The organism is [Clostridium] aminophilum DSM 10710, from assembly GCF_000711825.1.
Taxonomy (GTDB): Bacteria; Bacillota; Clostridia; order Lachnospirales; family Lachnospiraceae; genus Clostridium_R; species Clostridium_R aminophilum.
In genome coordinates this window covers 1-18,216 of sequence record NZ_JONJ01000007.1, presented here as the reverse complement: position 1 = coordinate 18,216, position 18,216 = coordinate 1, and the positions used below count along the sequence as shown (strand labels likewise).

The window sequence follows — 18,216 nt, the reverse complement described above, 5'->3', positions numbered from 1 at the left end:
CTCGCTGATGAAACCGTTACCATAGCAGACGGGAAAACTTCTAACGGAATGGGAAACATTTCAGCAGATAGATATCGGAATTGATAAAGAAAAGTCAAAATAAATAATGGATATTATGCAAAACAACTGTAAATCGGATGGATTGTATCAGAATTAATACTTTTGCGAGTTAACAACGTATGTGAAACCGATACCATTTTAATAATCATTGTTTATTACCGCCGGAATAGGCCTGCGGTAACAATATATTAAGGGAGGAAAACAAGATGAAACGCAAAGTATTTGCAACGGCACTGACAATGAGCATGGTTATGGGGCTTGCGGCATGTGGAGGCGGATCTTCCGCACAGACCACGGCAGCTGCCGAGAACAAGACCGAGGCTGCAGGAACCACCGCGGCAGAGTCGGCTGCCGAGACGAAGGGTGCGGCTGCCGAGACCAAGGCAGACGGCGCAGTGACCGGAACAAAGCAGGGCGAGACCGTTCTGAAATGTGCATTTAACCAGTCTGCGGAGAACCCGGAGGCGGAAACCGTAAGAAGAATGAGCGATGAGCTCTATGATGCGACAAACGGCCGTTATTCCATCGAAGTATATCCGAATGAGCTTCTGGGAAATCAGGCAGATTCTCTTCAGTCGGTTGAGGTCGGTGCGATCGACATGGCACTGGTTGCAAACTCGATTGTAGAGGGTGTAAACCCGGATTTCGCCATCATCGGAACTCCGTACATTTATGACAGCGTAGAGCAGCAGGAAAAACTCTTTAAGTCCGGCGTGCTGGATGAACTGTTTGCTTCCACCGAGAGCGCAGGTTTCCGGTGTCTGGCAGCATACAGCCTTGGACCGAGAAACGTATACAGCCGCGACGGCGCGATCACCACTCCGGAGGAGCTGAGCGGAAAGAAGATTCGTGTCATGCAGTCGGATACCATGATTCAGATGATGAACGCCATGGGCGGCGTCGGCACTCCGATGAGCCAGGGCGATGTTTACTCCGCAATTCAGACCAAGACACTGGACGGCGCAGAGAACAACATCATCACCTATGTTGATCTGAAGCAGTATGAGGTTGCTCCGTATTACAACGAGACCGGTCATCTGATGATTCCGGATGAACTCGTTATCTCCGCTGACGTGATGAACGCCATGAGCCCGGAGGATCAGGAAGCACTCAAGAAGGTTGCGGCAGACTCCGTGGACACCGCATTCAAGCTCTGCGGCGAGCTTCGTGAGAAATACTACAAGCAGGCAAAAGATCTGGGCGTAACCGTAACAAAGGTTGACATCGCTCCGTTCCAGAAGAACTGCCAGACTCTGATCGACAATGTTGCAAACAGAAGTGAGACCACAAAGAACATCTATGCAAAGCTGAAAGAGATCAAGTAAGCTTCTCTGCAACAGTTTTGCCCGGATTCTTTGACAACGTATTCCGGATTTGCAGGGCAGATCGGCTGGTTGAAGGTTAAGGGAGCCCCGCATGAAAGTGCGGGGCTCTAAAAATACGAGGGAGGTTAGGACATGAAAGTATTGAATGCGATCAAATCTGTCCTGGATAAAATTATGGAGTGGGCAAACATTGTTCTGCTCGCATGCATGACGATTCTGGTCACGTATCAGGTTATCGCCCGATATTTCTTCAGTAAACCGAGCGCGGTGGCGGAGACACTGGCGCAGTATATGTTCGTCTGGACCATTATGTTTGGAAGCGCGTACGTATTCGGGAAGAGAGAGCACCTGGACATCACGGTGCTGAAAGACTCGCTGAAGCCTTTCCCGAGACTCTGCGTGGATCTTCTCATTGAGGCGGTGCTTCTGATTTTTGCCGTCACCGTCATGCTGATCGGCGGATGGGCGCAGACGACCAAACAGATGATTCAGCTGGATGCGGCTCTCCAGATTCCGATGGGCTTCATCTATGCGGCAATCCCGTTCTGCGGCGCGGCCATGCTGTTCTACAGCGTGTGGCTGGCAGCGGATGACGTGAGAAGATACAAAGAAAAAATTGAGCACAAGGAGGGAAACTAAATGACGATTGCGAGTTTATCCGGACTGGTGATGGTGGTCGGAATAGTCATCACGCTGATCCTCGGTTTTCCGATCGGTCTTTCGATCGGATTCAGTTCCGCAGCGGCCGTTATGGTCATCCTTCCATTTGATAAAGCGATGATCACTGCCGCCATGCGTATGTTCACCGGCGCAAATTCCTTTTCGCTGCTGGCCATTCCGTTCTTCATTCTTGCCGGCAATCTGATGAACAGCGGCGGCATCGCAAAGAGACTGATCGGATGCGCGCAGCTTGTCGCACATCGCCTGCCGGGATCTCTGGCACAGACAAATATCGTTGCGAATATGCTGTTCGGCGCCATTTCCGGATCCGGCGTAGCCGCTGCATCCGCGATGGGTTCAATTCTCGGACCGCTGGAGAGGGAAAAAGGATATTCCGATGAGTATTCGGCTGCGGTCAACATTGCCTCCGGCCCGACCGGAATGATGATTCCGCCGTCCAATATCATGATCGTCTACACAACGGTGGCGAGCGGTGTGTCGGTTGCGGCAATGTTTATGGCCGGCTATATTCCGGGACTCTTATGGGGTGTTGCCTGCATGGTTGTTGCGGGTGTCATGGCAAAAAAGAGAGGATATGTGGAGACTCAGCACATTTCGATGAAAGAGAGCCTGAAGATCCTCTGGGAGGGAATTCCGTCCCTGATGATGATCGTCATCGTGATCGGCGGTATCCTGAACGGCGTGTTCACTGCGACGGAAGGTTCAGCCATCGCCGTGGTCTACGCATTTGTCCTCAGTCTGATCTACAAGAACCTGGATCTGAAGATGCTTCCGAAAATGCTTTTGGATTCGGTTAAAACAACCGCGGTTGTCGAATTTCTGGTATGCGTTTCTTCGATTATGTCCTGGGTTATGTCCTATGCCAAGATTCCGCAGCTGATCTCTCAGGGACTTCTGGGAATCAGCAGCAATCCGGTTGTGATTCTCCTGATCATGAACGTGATTCTTCTGGTGGTCGGCACTTTCATGGATCCGACGCCGGCCGTTCTGATCTTTACCCCGATTTTCCTGCCGATCGTACAGACCTGGGGCATGCATCCGGTTCATTTCGGACTGATGATGGTCATGAACCTCTGTGTCGGAACCCTGACACCGCCGGTAGGCGCCATTCTGTTTGCGGGATGCCGGATCGGAAATGTGTCCATTCAGCAGGTTATCCGTCTGCTGATCCCGTTCTTTATCGCTGTTACGGTCTGCCTGCTTCTGGTGACCTTTGTTCCGGTGCTTTCCCTCGGAATTCCGCAGGCACTGGCACTGTGCTGATGACAGACCCACGGCTGGCAAATATTTCTGACGGTCCGGCATGAGGATGATGCCGGACCGGTTCTCAAGAAAGGATCTCAAACCATGGAACAGAATCCGAAGATTATCATCGTAGATTGTGACCACGACAAAGTGGATACCGAAAAGGCAGTGTTTGAGAAAGCCGGAGAGGACTTCCGGTGGCTCCACTGTCTGAATGAAGAAGAAGTCATCGAGCAGTGTCAGGGAGCTGTATGTTTTCTGAATCAGTACTGCAGGATGAACGCAAAGGTCTTTGAGGCGATTCCGACTCTGAAATTCATCGTCCGCTACGGCGTCGGCGTGGACAATGTCAATCTGGAGGATGCGACAAAATACGGCGTGCAGGTATGCAACGTGCCGGATTATGGCATGAATGAGGTGGCGGATCAGGCGCTGACGCTGATGCTGGGCGTTGTCCGGAAAGCATGGATGCTGGCGGAAAGAACCAGAAAAGGAGAGTGGAACTACGCGGATGCGATTCCGGTTCACCGTCTCTCGGAGATGACGGTCGGGATTGTCGGAACGGGACGGATCGGCCGCGAGTTTGCCGAAAGAGTCCATGCGCTGAAATGCAGTATTCTCGCCTATGATCCGCAGTATGCGGCATCCGGCGCGGAAAAACTCCCCTATATCACCTATGTGGATACGATGGATGAGCTGCTGGCTCAGTCGGATATCGTGTCGCTGCACTGCTCGCTCGATGAGACGAACCGTCACATGATGAACCGGGAGGCCTTCGCAAAGATGAAGGACGGCTCCTATCTGGTCAATGTATCCCGCGGCGGCCTTGTGGACGAGGAAGCGCTGGATGAGGCGCTCACTTCCGGAAAGATCGCCGGTGCCGGACTCGATGTCTTCAACAGAGAACCGATCGAAAAGGATAATCCGCTGTTCCGTCACGAGAATGTTCTGATCACGCCGCATGAAGCCTGGTATTCCGAGGAAGCGGCACTGGAACTGAAACGCAAGTGTGCGGAGGAAGCGGTCCGTTTCCTGAAGGGAGAACCGGTGAAATATCCGGTCAATCATATCGACAGGGCATGACAGAAAGGCGTGAATGCGATGAAAGCAATTGTTTGGAAAGGCCCGGATCAGGTGGAGACGACAGAGGTTCCGAAGCCGGAGGTTCCGGCAGGATGGGCGATGGTCCGCGTATCCCATGCGGGAATCTGCGGTACCGATAAGAGTATCTATCACGGGTTTCACCCGAGAGCGAAGGCCCCGCTGATCATGGGGCACGAATATGCCGGTGTTCTGGAGAGCGATGATGTTCCCGGCATCAAAAAGGGCGCGCGCGTTACGGTATATCCGCTGTTATCCTGCGGGCACTGCACGCCGTGTCGCGAAGGAAACGAGCATGTCTGCAATACGCTGGGACTGGTTGGAATCGACCGGGACGGCGGCTTTGCGGAGTATACCGTATGTCCGGCGGAGAGCATCGTCGAGATGCCCGACAGCCTCAGCATGAAGCTGGGCGCGTTTATTGAACCGGTGGCGGTGACCGTTCACGCATTGCGGGAGCGAAATTATCACCCGGGAGACAATGCAATCCTCTTCGGCGCGGGAGCCATCGGACTGGCGACGGCCTGCACTCTGAAAGCATACGGATGTACGGATCTTCTTCTCATGGAGACCAATCCGACCCGGAGAGCCAAAGCGCAGGAGATGGGATTTGAAACCGTGGACCCGACCACTGTCAGTGACATGGCGGAATTCTGCAGATCCCGCACCGGCGGCGACGGCTTTGACTGGGTCATCGACTGTGCCGGCGTGCAGCCGGTGGCAAATCACCTGTTTGACGCGGTGAAGGTGCACGGGACGATCTTTATTATCGCGGGATATGCGAAGCCGGCATCCCTTCCGCTCGGACAGGGAATGTTCAAAGAGTGTTCGATTCAGTTTACGAGAGTCTACCGGAGAAAGGATTTTGCAATCGCGGTAAAACTCGTGGCGGAACACGCGGACGATTATGAAAAGATTATTACCGCGGTCTATTCGCCGGATGACGCGAAAGCGGCATTTGCGGACGCGGTGGACCCGGGAAGCAGGAATCTGAAAATCATGTTCTGCTTTGAGAATGAGGAAGGAGATCACGTCTGACATGGCATACACAAAATTTGACTTAACCGGAAAGACGGCGCTGGTAACCGGCGGAACAAGAGGCCTTGGCCGCGGAATGGCGGAAGGACTGGCGCAGGCGGGCGCAAAAGTTGTGATCGCCGGTTCCTCCGAGGCGGTATTCCGCACAGCGGAGGAGATGAAGCGGGATGGACTGGACGTCGAGGCGGTTCAGGTCGACCTGAGCAGGAGAGAGCAGGTGGAACCGGCATTCCGGAAGGCGCTGGAACTTCTGGGCGGAAAGATCGATATTCTGTTAAATGATGCCGGCGTGCAGAGAAGAAACATGCCGGAGGACTTTACGGATGAGGACTGGTATTTCGTGCTGGAGGTCAATCTGAATGCGGTCTTCAAACTCTGCAAACTTGCCGGAAACGAGATGTTAAAGGCAGGGCACGGAAAGATCATCAACATGGCATCCATGCTGTCGTATTTCGGCGGACACACCGTTCCGGCGTATGCGGCGAGCAAGGGCGGTGTGGCACAGCTGACCAAAGCGCTCTCCAATGACTGGGCCGGACGGAACATTCAGGTCAATGCCATCGCGCCGGGCTATATGGCGACGGAGATGAATACCGCCCTTGTAAATGACAAAGTGAGAAACGGAGAGATCCTCGGCCGTATTCCGGCAGGACGCTGGGGCAATGCCGACGATATGAAGGGACTGGCAATCTTTCTGGCAAGCGAGGCGTCCGATTACATCACCGGTGCGGTGATTCCGATCGACGGCGGATATCTCGCAAAGTAATGATGGGAATGACCGGATCGATAAACAGGAAATACAGATTAAAGAGGATATAGAGAAGCGGCCGAGCGCGCCGGAAAAAAGGGGCGGTCGGTGAGAATGAGGTAACAGAATATGGATATTCGCTACAGCACAGGACCGGAAGATGTAAAACGCTATACCACGGAGGAACTCCGGAAGGAATTTCTGATCACGGATCTGTATCAGCCGGATCAGGTGACCGCAACCTACTCCCATGTGGACCGTATGGTGGTTGTCGGTATCATGCCGGTTCATGAGACCGTACCGGTGGAGAAGGGAATCGATATCTGGAAAAATTTCGGAACGCATTTCTTCTTTGAGAGAAGAGAAGCCGGCGTGTTCAATCTCGGCGGAAGCGGCGTGATTGCTGTCGACGGAACCGAATTCCGGATGGGATTTGAGGACTGCCTTTATATCTCCATGGGATCGAAGGAGGTTACATTCCGAAGCGACGATCCGGAGAATCCGGCAAGATTCTATATGGTTTCCGCGCCGGCTCACAAGCCGTGCAAGACAACCTTTATCAGCTTTGAACAGGCCAACAAACGCCCGTGCGGAGATGAGAAAACCGCGAATAAGCGCGTGATCAACCAGTTCATCCATCCGGACGTACTGGAGACCTGCCAGCTCTGCATGGGACTGACCCAGCTGGCGGAGGGAAGCGTCTGGAATACCATGCCGGCGCATACGCATGAGAGAAGAATGGAAGTGTACACCTATTTCAATATTCCGGAAGGCCACGCGGTGTTCCACATGATGGGACAGCCGCAGCAGACCAGACACATGGTTGTTCAGAATTATGACGCCATCATTTCCCCGTCCTGGTCGATTCACGCCGGATGCGGAACGTCGAATTACACCTTTATCTGGGCGATGGGCGGCGAAAACAAAGAATTTGACGACATGGACGAGATCGCGATTCCGGATATGCGCTGAGCGGTCCGGACAGATTTAGGAGAAACGGTTTGAAGGAAAACTTTCAGACCTTATGGGAAAAGCGGTTTGAAGAAAAGCTTTCAAACCTAATGGGAGAGTTTGCTGCGGGACCGACTCCATCCGGCCCGCGGCAGATTTCGGAGGAAAAAGATATGAGAGAAGATGTTAAGAAGTTTGATTTTGAACTGGCGCATGTCGGCATCAATCACGACAATGCGGAGGAGGCAAAGAAGACGGCACAGGTGCTTGCCGATCTCTTCGGTTTTGAACTTCGTGAGACCGACGGAGGTATTTTTGTCAACGAACAGTTCGAACTGATGAAGCGGCAGTATCTCGGAAGACTCGGCCACATCGCAATCCGCACAAGCTATATCGACGAGGCGAAAAAATATCTCGAGGACAAGGGAATTGCGTTTGATGAGGAATCCGCGGGATACGCGCCGGACGGACAGCTGAATGTGATCTATTTCCGCGATGACATTGCGGGATTCCGGTTCCATCTTACCAGAAGACAGTAAGCTGCGGGACATTACTCCGGGGAACAGCTCCGACGGAGTGATAGATCTCCGCATGAATGCGCGGACGTATCGGTGACATTTCGCGGCGAAGCCGCGGGCGTCCGGCACACAGGACTTACCGATAAGTCCTGAAAAAAGCAGCAGGGGGGAGAAAATGATGAGCAGGAAAATTCTGACACTGGGAGAGCCGATGGGACTTTTCATTGCCCAGGAAGAAGCGCTGCTGGAAAATGTGCGCCATTACAGCACATCGGTGGCCGGCGCGGAGTTCAACGTGGCGGTGGGACTGACAAGGCTCGGGCACACCGTGGGATATCTCACAAAGCTTGGAAATGATCCGTTCGGGCGCCAGATCGTTAATGTCATGCGCGACAATGGCATCGATACGTCGATGGTCCTGTTCAGTGAGGACCGTCAGACCGGCTTTATGCTGAAGAGCAAGACAAGCTGCGGCGATCCGGATATCTACTATTACCGGAAGGGATCCGCGGCATCCACGATCTCGGTGAAAGATGTGGAGAATCTGGATCTGACGGCATGGGACGCGCTTCATACATCCGGGATTCTTCCGGCGACAAGCGAGAACGCGCATGAGGCATCCCGCTATCTGATGAAGAAGGCCAAAGAAGCCGGAATTCCGGTCTTCTTTGATCCGAATCTTCGCCCGCAGCTCTGGAAAGACAGAGAGACCATGATTCAGGCGATCAACCAGATGGCGTCTCTGGCCGATTATGTGATGCCGGGAGAAAATGAGGGCGAGGTTCTGTGCGGAAGCAGAGATCCGAAAACGATTGCGGATTTTTATCTGAACCTTGGCGTGAAATGCGTTATCGTCAAGACCGGGGCATCCGGGGCGGCGGCATTTACCGCGGACAGCGGTTTCTCGGTTCCGTCCTTTCAGCACGGCCCGATCGTGGACACGGTCGGCGCGGGAGACGGCTTTGCGGTCGGCGTGGAGAGCGCGCTTCTGGAAGGTCTGAATCTCATGGATGCGGTTCGACGGGGCAATGCGATCGGAACGATTCAGATCATGAATGTCAGTGACAATGAGGGACTGCCGACCAGAGAGGAACTGGAAAAGTTCATCAAGACGACACCGGCGGCGGTCTGAGGGCGAAGCAAAATCGGGGGATCCGGCTGTCTGCCGGATTCCGATGGCCACAGAAGATCATCGTGCTCGGACAGGAGCGGTCGGTGCCGGCGGCATAAGGCGCGGGCATGAGATGAACCGCTGATAATTGGAGCAGTCTGTGCCGGCGGCGCCGGCTGCGGCATAAGGAGAACGGTGATCGGAAAGGATAAGGGATGAACGTAATCGAGAGAATCGGAGAAATCGGGATAATCCCGGTTATTAAGATTGACACGCCGGAACATGCGGTACCGCTGGCAAAGGCACTCTGTGAGGGCGGACTTCCGGCTGCGGAGGTGACATTCCGGAGTGATGCTGCGGAGGAATCCATCCGCCGGATTGCAAAGGAAGTGCCGGAGATGCTTGTGATTGCGGGAACCGTGCTGGATCCGGCGACGGCGGAAAAAGCCGTCCGGGCCGGTGCACAGGGAATCGTCAGTCCGGGGCTGAATGTGGAAACCGTGCGCTGGTGCGTGAAGCAGAATGTTCCGGTCATTCCGGGAATCGCAACACCGGGAGAACTGGAGGCGGCGGTTCGGGAAGGCCTTGCGGCGGTCAAGCTTTTCCCGGCGGAGGTTCTGGGCGGCGTCGGTATGATGAAGGCGCTGGCCGGACCGTACGCATCGGTGAAGATCATGCCGACCGGCGGCGTGAAGCCGTCCAACGTGCGGGAATATCTCGCGCAGAAGAATCTGCTCGCCTGCGGCGGAACCTGGATTGTTCCGGGAGACCTTCTCGCGAAGGAGGACTTTGACGGAATCCGGAAGCTGGCGGCGGAGGCGGCGGCAATCCGCGATGAGATGAGACAGAAATAAGGCTGAGATACGACTGAGATAAGACAATATTCCTCCATCAAAGAGACGAAACACGCTTCGCGAGTTTCGAACGTTTAGCGGCAGCGCGCCAAGGCCTCGTGCAAGCACAGGCTTTGGCGCGCTGCTCGCGTAAGCAAACAAGGCACGCCATGTCGGAATTCCGGCATGGCGTGCCTTGCTGTCAGAAAGTTGCCGATACGGAACGGACGGGAGGGAAAAACTCAGTCGGTCCGCGCGGCTTTCATTGCGGTTTTATTCTCATACATCAGGCTGTCCGCGCGCTTGAAGACACTTTGTACGTCTTCATCCTTTCCAGGGGTGAACCGCGTCCATCCGATGGCTGCCGATACCTGTTCCCACGGTGAGAGGGATTTATTTAGGCTGATGTCACGGAGCGTTTGGCGGAACTGCTCCACAAGAGTTTCTGCGTTGAGGTAGTCTTCATTTTCCAGAATGACGACGAATTCGTCGCCGCCAAGCCGGAACACCGGAGAATGGGTAAAGGTGCGGCAGGTGATTTCGCAGATCCGCTTGATGGCAAAATTGCCCTTGTCATGACCGTAGTTGTCGTTGATCCGTTTCAGGAAATTCAGGTCGATCATGGCGATTCCGAAAGCGGTAAAACCTTCGACGGTCATGCGGTATTCGATCCGGTTTACCTCATTGTCATACGCCAGCCGGTTCCGGATTCCTGTGAGAGCATCCCGCTCGGCCTGAAGGCCGAGAACCTGCATCTGCTCCCGGGTGACGCTCAGTTCTGTCCGCGCCGCGAGAAGATTCTTCATATGCGTATCCAGCTCCAGAATCATGGCGGCAATCTGACTCGAGAGAGCGGTGATCTCGTTGCGGTGCCGGATATCCCTGGTGATGGTATGTGCGATGGTTACGTCTTTGGTTTCCGCAAAAATGCCGACATTTCGCTGAAGTGAACGAAGGTTGTCGATGTAGAAGCGCTTGATGAACAAAAGGAGTGTCGTGGAGGCGAGAAGGATGATCAGACCGATTTCGCTGCCGAGCCGGATACTGTTTTTCAGAATCTTCCGGTTCACATTTTGAATTTCGATTTCGGCGCCGATGACCCCGATCTTTTTGTTGTGAATGATGAGCGGCGTATAGTAGGCATAGGTGTTTCCGTATTCGTATTCATCATCGTAGATATCATAGCCTTCCGGTGCAATTCCGGTGTTCCATGCCTCCCACATTTTTTCGTGTTTTTCCGGCGGCTCATGCACATCGAAACAGATGATCATGTCACCGCTCCCGTCTTCTTTCTCCATGCGGACACCATCGATGACATAATACATATGAAACGGCTCTTCGGCCGGCGTGATGTAGTAGGTGTAAATGACGCCGAATTCGTCTCTGGCTTTTTCAAAAACTCCCGTCCAGTAGATATAGTTATAGAGCGCAAATGAGCGCGCCGTCTCCGCATCGAGATCTTCATAGGAGAAATCGATGCCCACCGTGCGGCCGGGATAATGCTCTGCAAGCATGCTGATCATCCGGTTTTTGGCTTCGCGGTAATCAGTGGAAAAACTCACCGGAAGGGACAGTTCATCCCGGTGATGGATCAGATAGTTCTGGAATGCGATGAACTCTTCACCGTCCGCTTCCATCAGGGAAGAGAGATAACGGCCGACGTTCTGAATCCGCTCCTGACATTCGTTTTCATAGCTTCTCGTCTGTTCGCGGTAAGTCAGAATGCCGGTGATGCCCATGATCAGGATGGTAAAGAACACAAAAAGGATCGATAGTTTGAATAAAAGGCTGTCGGTTTTTTTGTTCATAATCATTCCTCCGAAAAAGGAAAACCACCGCAAGTCTGTCTATTAATATCGACGGTTTTTTCGAAGATTATTATATTAAAAGATGATTTTTTTGGCGGCGCGTAAACAAGGCGAAACACGCTCCGCGAGTGCCGCCCGATGATGCGTCAGTCGCCGGGGTCTCACCGGGGGGCGTTGGCCCGTTGTCCGCATAAATATAACCGCCCGCGGCCGGCGAAGAGCCGGACGCGGGCGGTTTAAACCTTTTATGAACTCCACCTCAGGAAGGAGGGGAGTGGAAGTCGAAGTCCGCTTGCGGACTATGATAATCTGCGCCGTTCCAGCCGCTCTGAAGAGGGCAGGCGGATCATCGGATCACATCTGCGGATACGGAACTTCAATGTCTTCTGACTGGAAGATCGCTCTCTTGTGGCGTACAAGCGCGTAGTACAGAATGCAGCCAAGGATGCCGCAGCCGAGCACTTCTCCCGCACCGACGGTCAGAGCCATGAAGGGGATCGGAAGTTCAACGCCGTATGCATATCGAAGGACAAACGGAACCACCAGCATGTTGGCAACGATCGGCGGAACGCAGCCGAGGAACGGTTTGCGGTTGCGGAGCATCCATGTTCCGTATGCGCCGACGAGTGTGGCAAGGCTTCCGCAGATGATGTCCGGAAGAACGGCACCGCCCAGCATATTGCCGAGGATGCAGCCGACGAACAGCCCCGGAATGGCTGCCGGTGTAAACATCGGAAGGATGGTCAGGGCTTCGGCAATTCGAAGCTGAACCTCACCGAAGGAGATTGCCGCAAACACGTATGTCAGGGTGACATAGAGAGCTGCAATCAGCGCTGCCTGAGTGATTCGCAGTACATTTTTGTTTCTCATTTTCTTTTGTTCTCCTTTAGTTTTGTTTTACATGAGGAAGGTTTCGAACTCATGTGTTTCTTCTGCTGAAAATCAGCGTTCCTACCATATCACAGATGGGATGATAAGGCAACCGCTCTTTCTGCGTTCTGCCTGATTCTGTGATATGTGGTATACTGTCCGTGATAAAATGGAAGAATTGCCCATATCTGCGGGGGGACTGTCCGTATCCGGGGAGAAACTGTCCGTATCTGCAGAGGAACTGTCCGTATCTGCCGGGCAGGATGCCGCATACACCGGGAAACGGGCGGAAGAATCATCTTTTCCGGAATAACGGAGTGAATGCTGAAAGGAATAACCATGAGTATGGAAAAGAAACAGGAAACAGGGAAGCTGCTGCCGGAATTATTTCTGGTTTTTGCGAAGATCGGAATGTTCACCTTCGGCGGCGGATATGCGATGATTTCCCTTATTGAGGATATCTGTGTGGAAAAGAAACGATGGATCACCCATGATGAAATGATGGATGTCACGGTGATCGCGGAATCCACGCCGGGGCCCATCGCAATCAACTGCTCAACTTTTGTGGGATATAAGCAGAAAGGGCTTCCCGGAGCGCTGGCGGCCACGTTCGGAATGGTTTTGCCGTCCTTCGTGATCATTTTTCTGATCTCCTCGTTTCTCGACCGCTTTCTGGAGATTCCGTGGATCGTAAATGCGTTTCGGGGCATCAAAACAGCAGTCGGGCTTCTGATTCTGGACGCCGGATGGAAAATGCTGCAGAAGACGCGGAAGAATCAGAAAAGCCGTAGGCCGGATCTGTTTCTGCTCTTTGCGTTTGCGGCAATGACGGCGGCCAATGTGTCCGCGGTGAAGATTTCTTCTATCGCGGTGATGCTTCTGTGCGGCTTTGTGAGTCTTGCGCTGTATCTCGCCCGGGAGCGGAAAGGGGAGGAAGAATGATTCTGGCGGATTTATTCATTGGCTTTCTGAAGGTCGGGTGTTTTGCCTTCGGCGGTGCGTATGGCGCGATTCCGCTGATCCGTGATGTGGTTCTTCATTACGGCTGGCTGGATGATGAGATGCTCGCGTATATGATCGCGGTCAGCGAGAGCACACCGGGGCCGATCATGGTCAATATGGCGACTTATGTCGGAAGAACACAGGCCGGCGCGGCCGGCGCTGCGGTGGCTACCGTTGCGGTGGTGATCCCCTCCTTTTTGATCATTCTCCTGGTGCTCGGTATCTTAAAGAGAATATGGAATCATCCGTATATGCAGGCGGTTCTCCGGGGACTCAAGCCGTGCATGACGGGGATCATCCTTGCAACCGGCGTGAATATGACCGCAAGGAATGCGTTTGTTTTGACGAACGGAGCCCCGGAAGTTTGTCCCGCGGTGATGACGGTTCTTCTCGCGGCGGTCTATTACGGAAGCCGGAGAATCCGGAAGGGCGGCATTTCCCCGATTCTGCTGATTGTAATCTCCGCGGCGGCCGGCACGGTGATCTATGGGATTCAAATTTGATTGCTCAATATTGAATGAAATTTATCTTCATAAAATATATACATAAAAGTGAAATACGATATAATTATTGATATTATGTAAGAATAATAGACCGCTTGTTGCGGACCGCCGACTTGCAGCCGGACGGATCCGGAGCGGTTAGCGGAACACGGAGAATTTTCTGCCGGAGTCCGCATTCAAATAAAAGAAAGCCCCTTATGCAGCGCGGTCCCGGCGCACAGAGTTTCCGGAAAGAGGAATTCTCTGGACAGGGAAATGATTACGAGCAGAAGGAGTAGTAGATGAAGATAGAAGGCAGAAAGAAAGCTGTTTTGTTATTCATTGTTTCACTTGCGGTAATACTCGCAGTCTTTTTCGGTGGAGTGTTTCGGACACGGGCTTACAACCGGACAAAGCATCGGATGACCACGACCGGAGAAGAACTTTTTACCACGGCGATCGATAAATCAAAGCCGGTCAGCATCAATGCCGTTCCGAGAGGCAGTACATGGTCGAAGGCCTTTGATCTGAATGACGAGGGACTGACGGAACACAACTTCCAGGCATATACGTATGATTTTACCGTGATCAATCATACACAGGATGAAGTGGCGGATTTTTCGTTTGTTCTGACCTTCAACCAAGATGTCTTTCTGTCCTCCGCATGGAACGGTGCGCTGGAAATTCACCAGCATACGAATGGCGGAGAGATCACAGCAACCGTTCCTGATCTGAGGGAATTTCATCCGGATGACTATCCGCTGAAAACGTTCGCTGTTGACGGGGAGCCGTTTATTGCCATGCACGCCGGCGATTATCTGAAATACATACCGAGCTCCACGATGAATGCGCGGGAAGTGCCGATCGCACCGAAAGAGGGAACTACTCCGGGTATCATCCTGTATGTCCGGATCGGTGAGGATATCAGCGATTCGATACTGGATCTGGAGTACAGGTTCCATCGGCAGCTGAAGAGTGAGCCGATGGTTCGGATTGCGGTCGGGTGTCTGGCGATCTGGGCCGTTGCGCTGATCATCTTTGTGATCACGTCCGCTCAGATTAAAAAGTATAAAGTTCTGCATGAGCGGGACAATATCATCATCAATGAGTCCATTGAGACCTTCACCGGCTTCATCGATGCGAAAGACCCGTATACGAACGGTCATTCGAAGCGGGTTGCCCAGTATACCAGACTTCTCGCGGAAGAGATGGGCTTTGACGGGGAAGAACTGGACCGGATTTATTACATTGCCCTTCTGCATGACTGCGGAAAGATCGGTGTTCCGGATCATATTCTCGGAAAACCGGGCAGACTGGATTTGGATGAGTACGAAGTGATCAAGACGCACACTGTTTGCGGCGGGGATATCCTGAGCCGGTTTAAGAGTCTGAAAGACGCGGGACAGGGCGCGCTCTATCATCATGAGCGTTATGACGGAAAAGGCTACCCGGAGGGAAAAGCCGGGGAGGAGATCCCGCTGATTGCCCGGATGATCTGTGTGGCCGATTCCTTTGACGCGATGAATACGGACCGTGTCTATCGAAAAAGACTGTCCAGACAGTGTATTGTCGATGAACTTGAGTCCGGAAAGGGACGTCAGTTTGATCCGAAGATCGCGGATATTATGCTGGATCTGATTCGTAGGGAAAAGATTCCGACGGAAGAACGATAATGGAAGAAGGAAACGGAGCAACGATGACGGAAGAACGATAACCGAAGAAGGAAACGGTGAACCGTTCCGGATCGGAAATGCCTTTCGTCCGAAATATTCCACGGATTATTTCGGATGAAGGGCATTTTTTTGTTAAAAAAAGGGAATAACAGGCTATATTTTTCCGCCGTATGCCGATAATAGTATAGAATGTGATAAAAAAACCGGACAAGATGAGTCTGAGAAGAGACAGGAATTCTGAGAATATCCTGTCGGAGGAGGAATTAGTAATGAAAAACACCCATAACAAATCTGCGAAAGGAAAAAGACACAGCCTGAAAATTCAGATTCCTGCAATTGTCAGCGTATGTGCGGCCGTTATCATCCTGATCATGTGTATTGCGTTCAGCACCATGTCCGGAGGACTGATAAAGACAATTTACGGCGATCAGCTGAAAACCGCATCGCAGACGAACGTCGTGACCATGGAAAAGTATATGGACGGCATGCAGATTTATGCAAAGGCGCTGGGCGAAAGTGTCATGAGCTGTCAGAAACTCGGACGGGAAGTCGGCGAAGAGACGATCATCGAATCTCTGAGCTCGGCAGTAAAGTCCGGCAGCTGCTTTTCCGCGTATTTTGCCTTTGAACCGAATGCCTTTTTTCCGGATACGGAAGATGGCCTTTCCTATTATGTGTACAGCAGCGGAAACGGTATTCAGACTGATATCCTGAATGACTACGCGACGTACAGTACCGAGGATTATTATGCGCCGACAAAACAGATGATGTCGACGCATATCACAAAGCCGTATGAATATGAACTGTCTGACGGCACCAAGACCTGGCTTATCACGCTCAGTACCCCGATCGTGTCAGACGGAAAATTCATCGGTGTTGCGAACTGCGACATGCAGCTGAGCAAACTGAATGAGCTGAGTTACAGTGACGCCGGATATAAGACTTCTTATGTGGCATTTTCCGATGAAACCAATGTCTATTACGCGCATACCGGTGACGACTCCAAGGTCGGGACCGAGGCGCCGTTCCCGCAGGCGGTTTTGGACGATGTACTCGGACAGGATCACGTTCGTCTCTCCGAGGCAAAGGATCCGCTGACCGGAGAGCCGTGTCTGGTCGTATTTACACCGGCAAAGCTGGATGGCACCGACATGCAGTGGATCAACTCCATGATCGTTCATACCAGCGAGATTTACAAAGGACTTTACGGTATCATCGCGGCGATCGTTGTGATCGGAATCCTCGGGCTGGCCGGCATCGCTCTGGTGGCATATTTCGTTGTCCGCCGTGCGCTGGCGTCCATCCAGCCTCTGATCGAGATGGCGCAGTCCGTTGGGCAGTTTGATCTGAAAGCCGCCGACCGGGACATTGATTTCCCGAAGAATGAGATGGGAGAACTTGCGGATGTATTCCGCGATATGGCGCACAAACTGAAACTGGTGCTCTCGGATGAGGATGAAGTTCTGGCGGCGATGGCGGATGGAGACTTTGTGACCACCAGCAGCCGTGAACACATGTATATCGGAGATCTGGCCGGAACCAACCAGTCCATCAATAAGATCCGCCGTATTTTAGGTGATTCTCTCCGCCAGATCAGCACGTCGTCCAATCGCATTGCGGACAGCGCGGCGCAGATTTCGGGTGGAGCACAGGCTCTCGCGCAGGGCGCGACGGAGCAGGCCGGTTCCATTCAGGAGCTGTCCTCCACCATCAGCGATGTCAACTCACAGGTTCAGAATAATGCGGACAATGCGTCCGGTGCCAGTGAAATTGCGAGAAAGACCAAAGAAGCCATCGAGATCAGCAATCAGGATATGGAAAAGCTTACCGGAGCCATGGATGAGATCGCGGATGCTTCCCAGAAGATTCAGGAAGTCATCAGCATGATTGACAACATCGCGTTCCAGACCAATATTCTTTCCCTGAATGCGGCGATCGAGGCGGCCCGCGCCGGCGAGGCCGGAAAGGGATTCGCGGTTGTTGCGGATGAAGTCGGCAACCTTGCAAACCGAAGCGGAAGAGCGGCACAGAGCACCGGCGAGCTGATCACGCAGGCGGTGGAAGCCGTGGAAAAAGGAAAAGCCCTTGCTGCGGAGACAGCGGATGCGCTCAACCGCGTAAAGGATTACGCGGAGGAGACCGACGTGATGATCACGAAGATTTCGGATGCGTCGAAGAGCCAGGCACAGGCACTGGATCAGATCACCATTGGAATCGATCAGATCTCGACGGTTGTTCAGACCAACTCTTCCACATCGGAAGAGAGTGCGGCGGCGAGCATCGAGCTTTCCGATCAGGCAGATCACCTGAAGAAACTGGTGGATCCGTTCCGCCTTTCCTGAGAGAACGGAATCATCCGTTGAAATCGGTCGTTTGGGCTGGTGATCCTGCTCATAACATATTTTTATCAGAGAACCTCTGCACCCGCTGCGGTGCGGAGGTTCTCGTTGTGCGCCTAGCGGCGCACGTTTCTAACGGGTTCAAGTCCCGAATCCACCCGGTAGTGGGAAGGATATAGCCGAAGGCAAGGGTGTCCGCCGCGAGGTGGAATCTGAAGGAAGCTGGATGTGGGGAACATACTAACCCACGGGCAAATCTCTGGTCTGACGTACAGAAATCTCATACGAGGTTATGCATGAGGGTAAGGCTGCAACACAAGTCGAAGCCCAATAACTACACGGAATCATGCATGATAAATGAGGCAGATGGATGGAGAGGAAGAAACGTGTGGTACCTAGGGAGGTCTGTGTGAAACGCTCTGAAAGGAGTA

The 18,216-nt window shown here is 52.9% G+C and carries 16 protein-coding genes; 14 read left to right on the top strand and 2 right to left on the bottom strand.

All coding sequences use genetic code 11. The annotated features are described in order from the left end of the window. Positions 1-266: 266 nt before the first annotated feature. The 10 genes from BR86_RS0105920 to eda all read left to right on the top strand — a co-directional run bounded on the left by BR86_RS0105920 (position 267) and on the right by eda (position 9,632). Positions 267-1,385: a TRAP transporter substrate-binding protein gene (locus tag BR86_RS0105920; RefSeq protein WP_051684623.1), complete on the top strand. Its 1,119-nt coding sequence runs from the start codon at positions 267-269 to the stop codon at positions 1,383-1,385. A gap of 132 nt (positions 1,386-1,517) precedes the next feature. Continuing rightward, positions 1,518-2,024 carry a TRAP transporter small permease gene (locus tag BR86_RS0105915; RefSeq protein ID WP_031472111.1) on the top strand — a complete coding sequence of 169 codons (507 nt, stop codon included), beginning with the start codon at positions 1,518-1,520 and terminating at the stop codon, positions 2,022-2,024. After that, the gene (locus BR86_RS0105910) at positions 2,025-3,329 is read left to right on the top strand and encodes a TRAP transporter large permease (RefSeq protein ID WP_031472109.1); all 1,305 of its coding nucleotides are present in this window, start codon (positions 2,025-2,027) and stop codon (positions 3,327-3,329) included. An 84-nt stretch (positions 3,330-3,413) separates the two neighbouring features. Further along, entirely contained in the window at positions 3,414-4,394 is a 981-nt protein-coding gene (locus BR86_RS0105905) for a C-terminal binding protein (protein ID WP_031472107.1), read from the top strand. A gap of 18 nt (positions 4,395-4,412) precedes the next feature. Beyond that, on the top strand, positions 4,413-5,450 hold the full coding sequence (locus BR86_RS0105900; protein WP_031472105.1) for a zinc-dependent alcohol dehydrogenase: 1,038 nt from the start codon (positions 4,413-4,415) through the stop codon (positions 5,448-5,450). A gap of 1 nt (position 5,451) precedes the next feature. Further along, positions 5,452-6,216 carry an SDR family oxidoreductase gene (locus tag BR86_RS0105895; protein WP_031472103.1) on the top strand — a complete coding sequence of 255 codons (765 nt, stop codon included), beginning with the start codon at positions 5,452-5,454 and terminating at the stop codon, positions 6,214-6,216. A 111-nt stretch (positions 6,217-6,327) separates the two neighbouring features. Continuing rightward, positions 6,328-7,170 (top strand): 5-dehydro-4-deoxy-D-glucuronate isomerase, encoded by an 843-nt coding sequence (gene kduI / locus BR86_RS0105890; RefSeq protein ID WP_031472101.1) that lies wholly within the window; start codon positions 6,328-6,330, stop codon positions 7,168-7,170. A gap of 152 nt (positions 7,171-7,322) precedes the next feature. Further along, the gene (locus BR86_RS0105885; protein ID WP_031472099.1) at positions 7,323-7,688 is read left to right on the top strand and encodes a VOC family protein; all 366 of its coding nucleotides are present in this window, start codon (positions 7,323-7,325) and stop codon (positions 7,686-7,688) included. A 157-nt stretch (positions 7,689-7,845) separates the two neighbouring features. Continuing rightward, positions 7,846-8,799 (top strand): sugar kinase, encoded by a 954-nt coding sequence (locus BR86_RS0105880; RefSeq protein WP_031472097.1) that lies wholly within the window; start codon positions 7,846-7,848, stop codon positions 8,797-8,799. 194 nt (positions 8,800-8,993) lie between these two features. Then, complete coding sequence (gene eda / locus BR86_RS0105875) at positions 8,994-9,632, top strand: bifunctional 4-hydroxy-2-oxoglutarate aldolase/2-dehydro-3-deoxy-phosphogluconate aldolase (protein WP_031472095.1); 639 nt, start codon at positions 8,994-8,996, stop codon at positions 9,630-9,632. 221 nt (positions 9,633-9,853) lie between these two features. On the opposite strand, the gene BR86_RS15145 is transcribed toward eda, so the two are convergent. Both BR86_RS15145 and BR86_RS0105865 read right to left on the bottom strand, forming a co-directional pair. After that, complete coding sequence (locus BR86_RS15145) at positions 9,854-11,419, bottom strand: GGDEF domain-containing protein (RefSeq protein ID WP_031472093.1); 1,566 nt, start codon at positions 11,417-11,419, stop codon at positions 9,854-9,856. Between the two features lie 354 nt (positions 11,420-11,773). Next, entirely contained in the window at positions 11,774-12,289 is a 516-nt protein-coding gene (locus BR86_RS0105865; protein ID WP_031472091.1) for a QueT transporter family protein, read from the bottom strand. 345 nt (positions 12,290-12,634) lie between these two features. On the opposite strand from BR86_RS0105865, the gene BR86_RS0105855 reads away from it, so the two are divergent. The 4 genes from BR86_RS0105855 (at position 12,635) to BR86_RS0105835 (ending at position 17,788) form a co-directional block, all read left to right on the top strand. Then, entirely contained in the window at positions 12,635-13,231 is a 597-nt protein-coding gene (locus BR86_RS0105855) for a chromate transporter (protein WP_031472089.1), read from the top strand. Beyond that, on the top strand, positions 13,228-13,794 hold the full coding sequence (locus BR86_RS0105850; protein WP_031472087.1) for a chromate transporter: 567 nt from the start codon (positions 13,228-13,230) through the stop codon (positions 13,792-13,794). The genes BR86_RS0105855 and BR86_RS0105850 overlap by 4 nt, the downstream gene beginning before the upstream one ends. 281 nt (positions 13,795-14,075) lie before the next feature. Further along, positions 14,076-15,446 (top strand): HD-GYP domain-containing protein, encoded by a 1,371-nt coding sequence (locus BR86_RS15140; RefSeq protein WP_051684621.1) that lies wholly within the window; start codon positions 14,076-14,078, stop codon positions 15,444-15,446. 269 nt (positions 15,447-15,715) lie between these two features. Further along, the gene (locus BR86_RS0105835) at positions 15,716-17,788 is read left to right on the top strand and encodes a methyl-accepting chemotaxis protein (RefSeq protein WP_031472083.1); all 2,073 of its coding nucleotides are present in this window, start codon (positions 15,716-15,718) and stop codon (positions 17,786-17,788) included. The last annotated feature ends 428 nt before the right edge of the window (positions 17,789-18,216 follow it).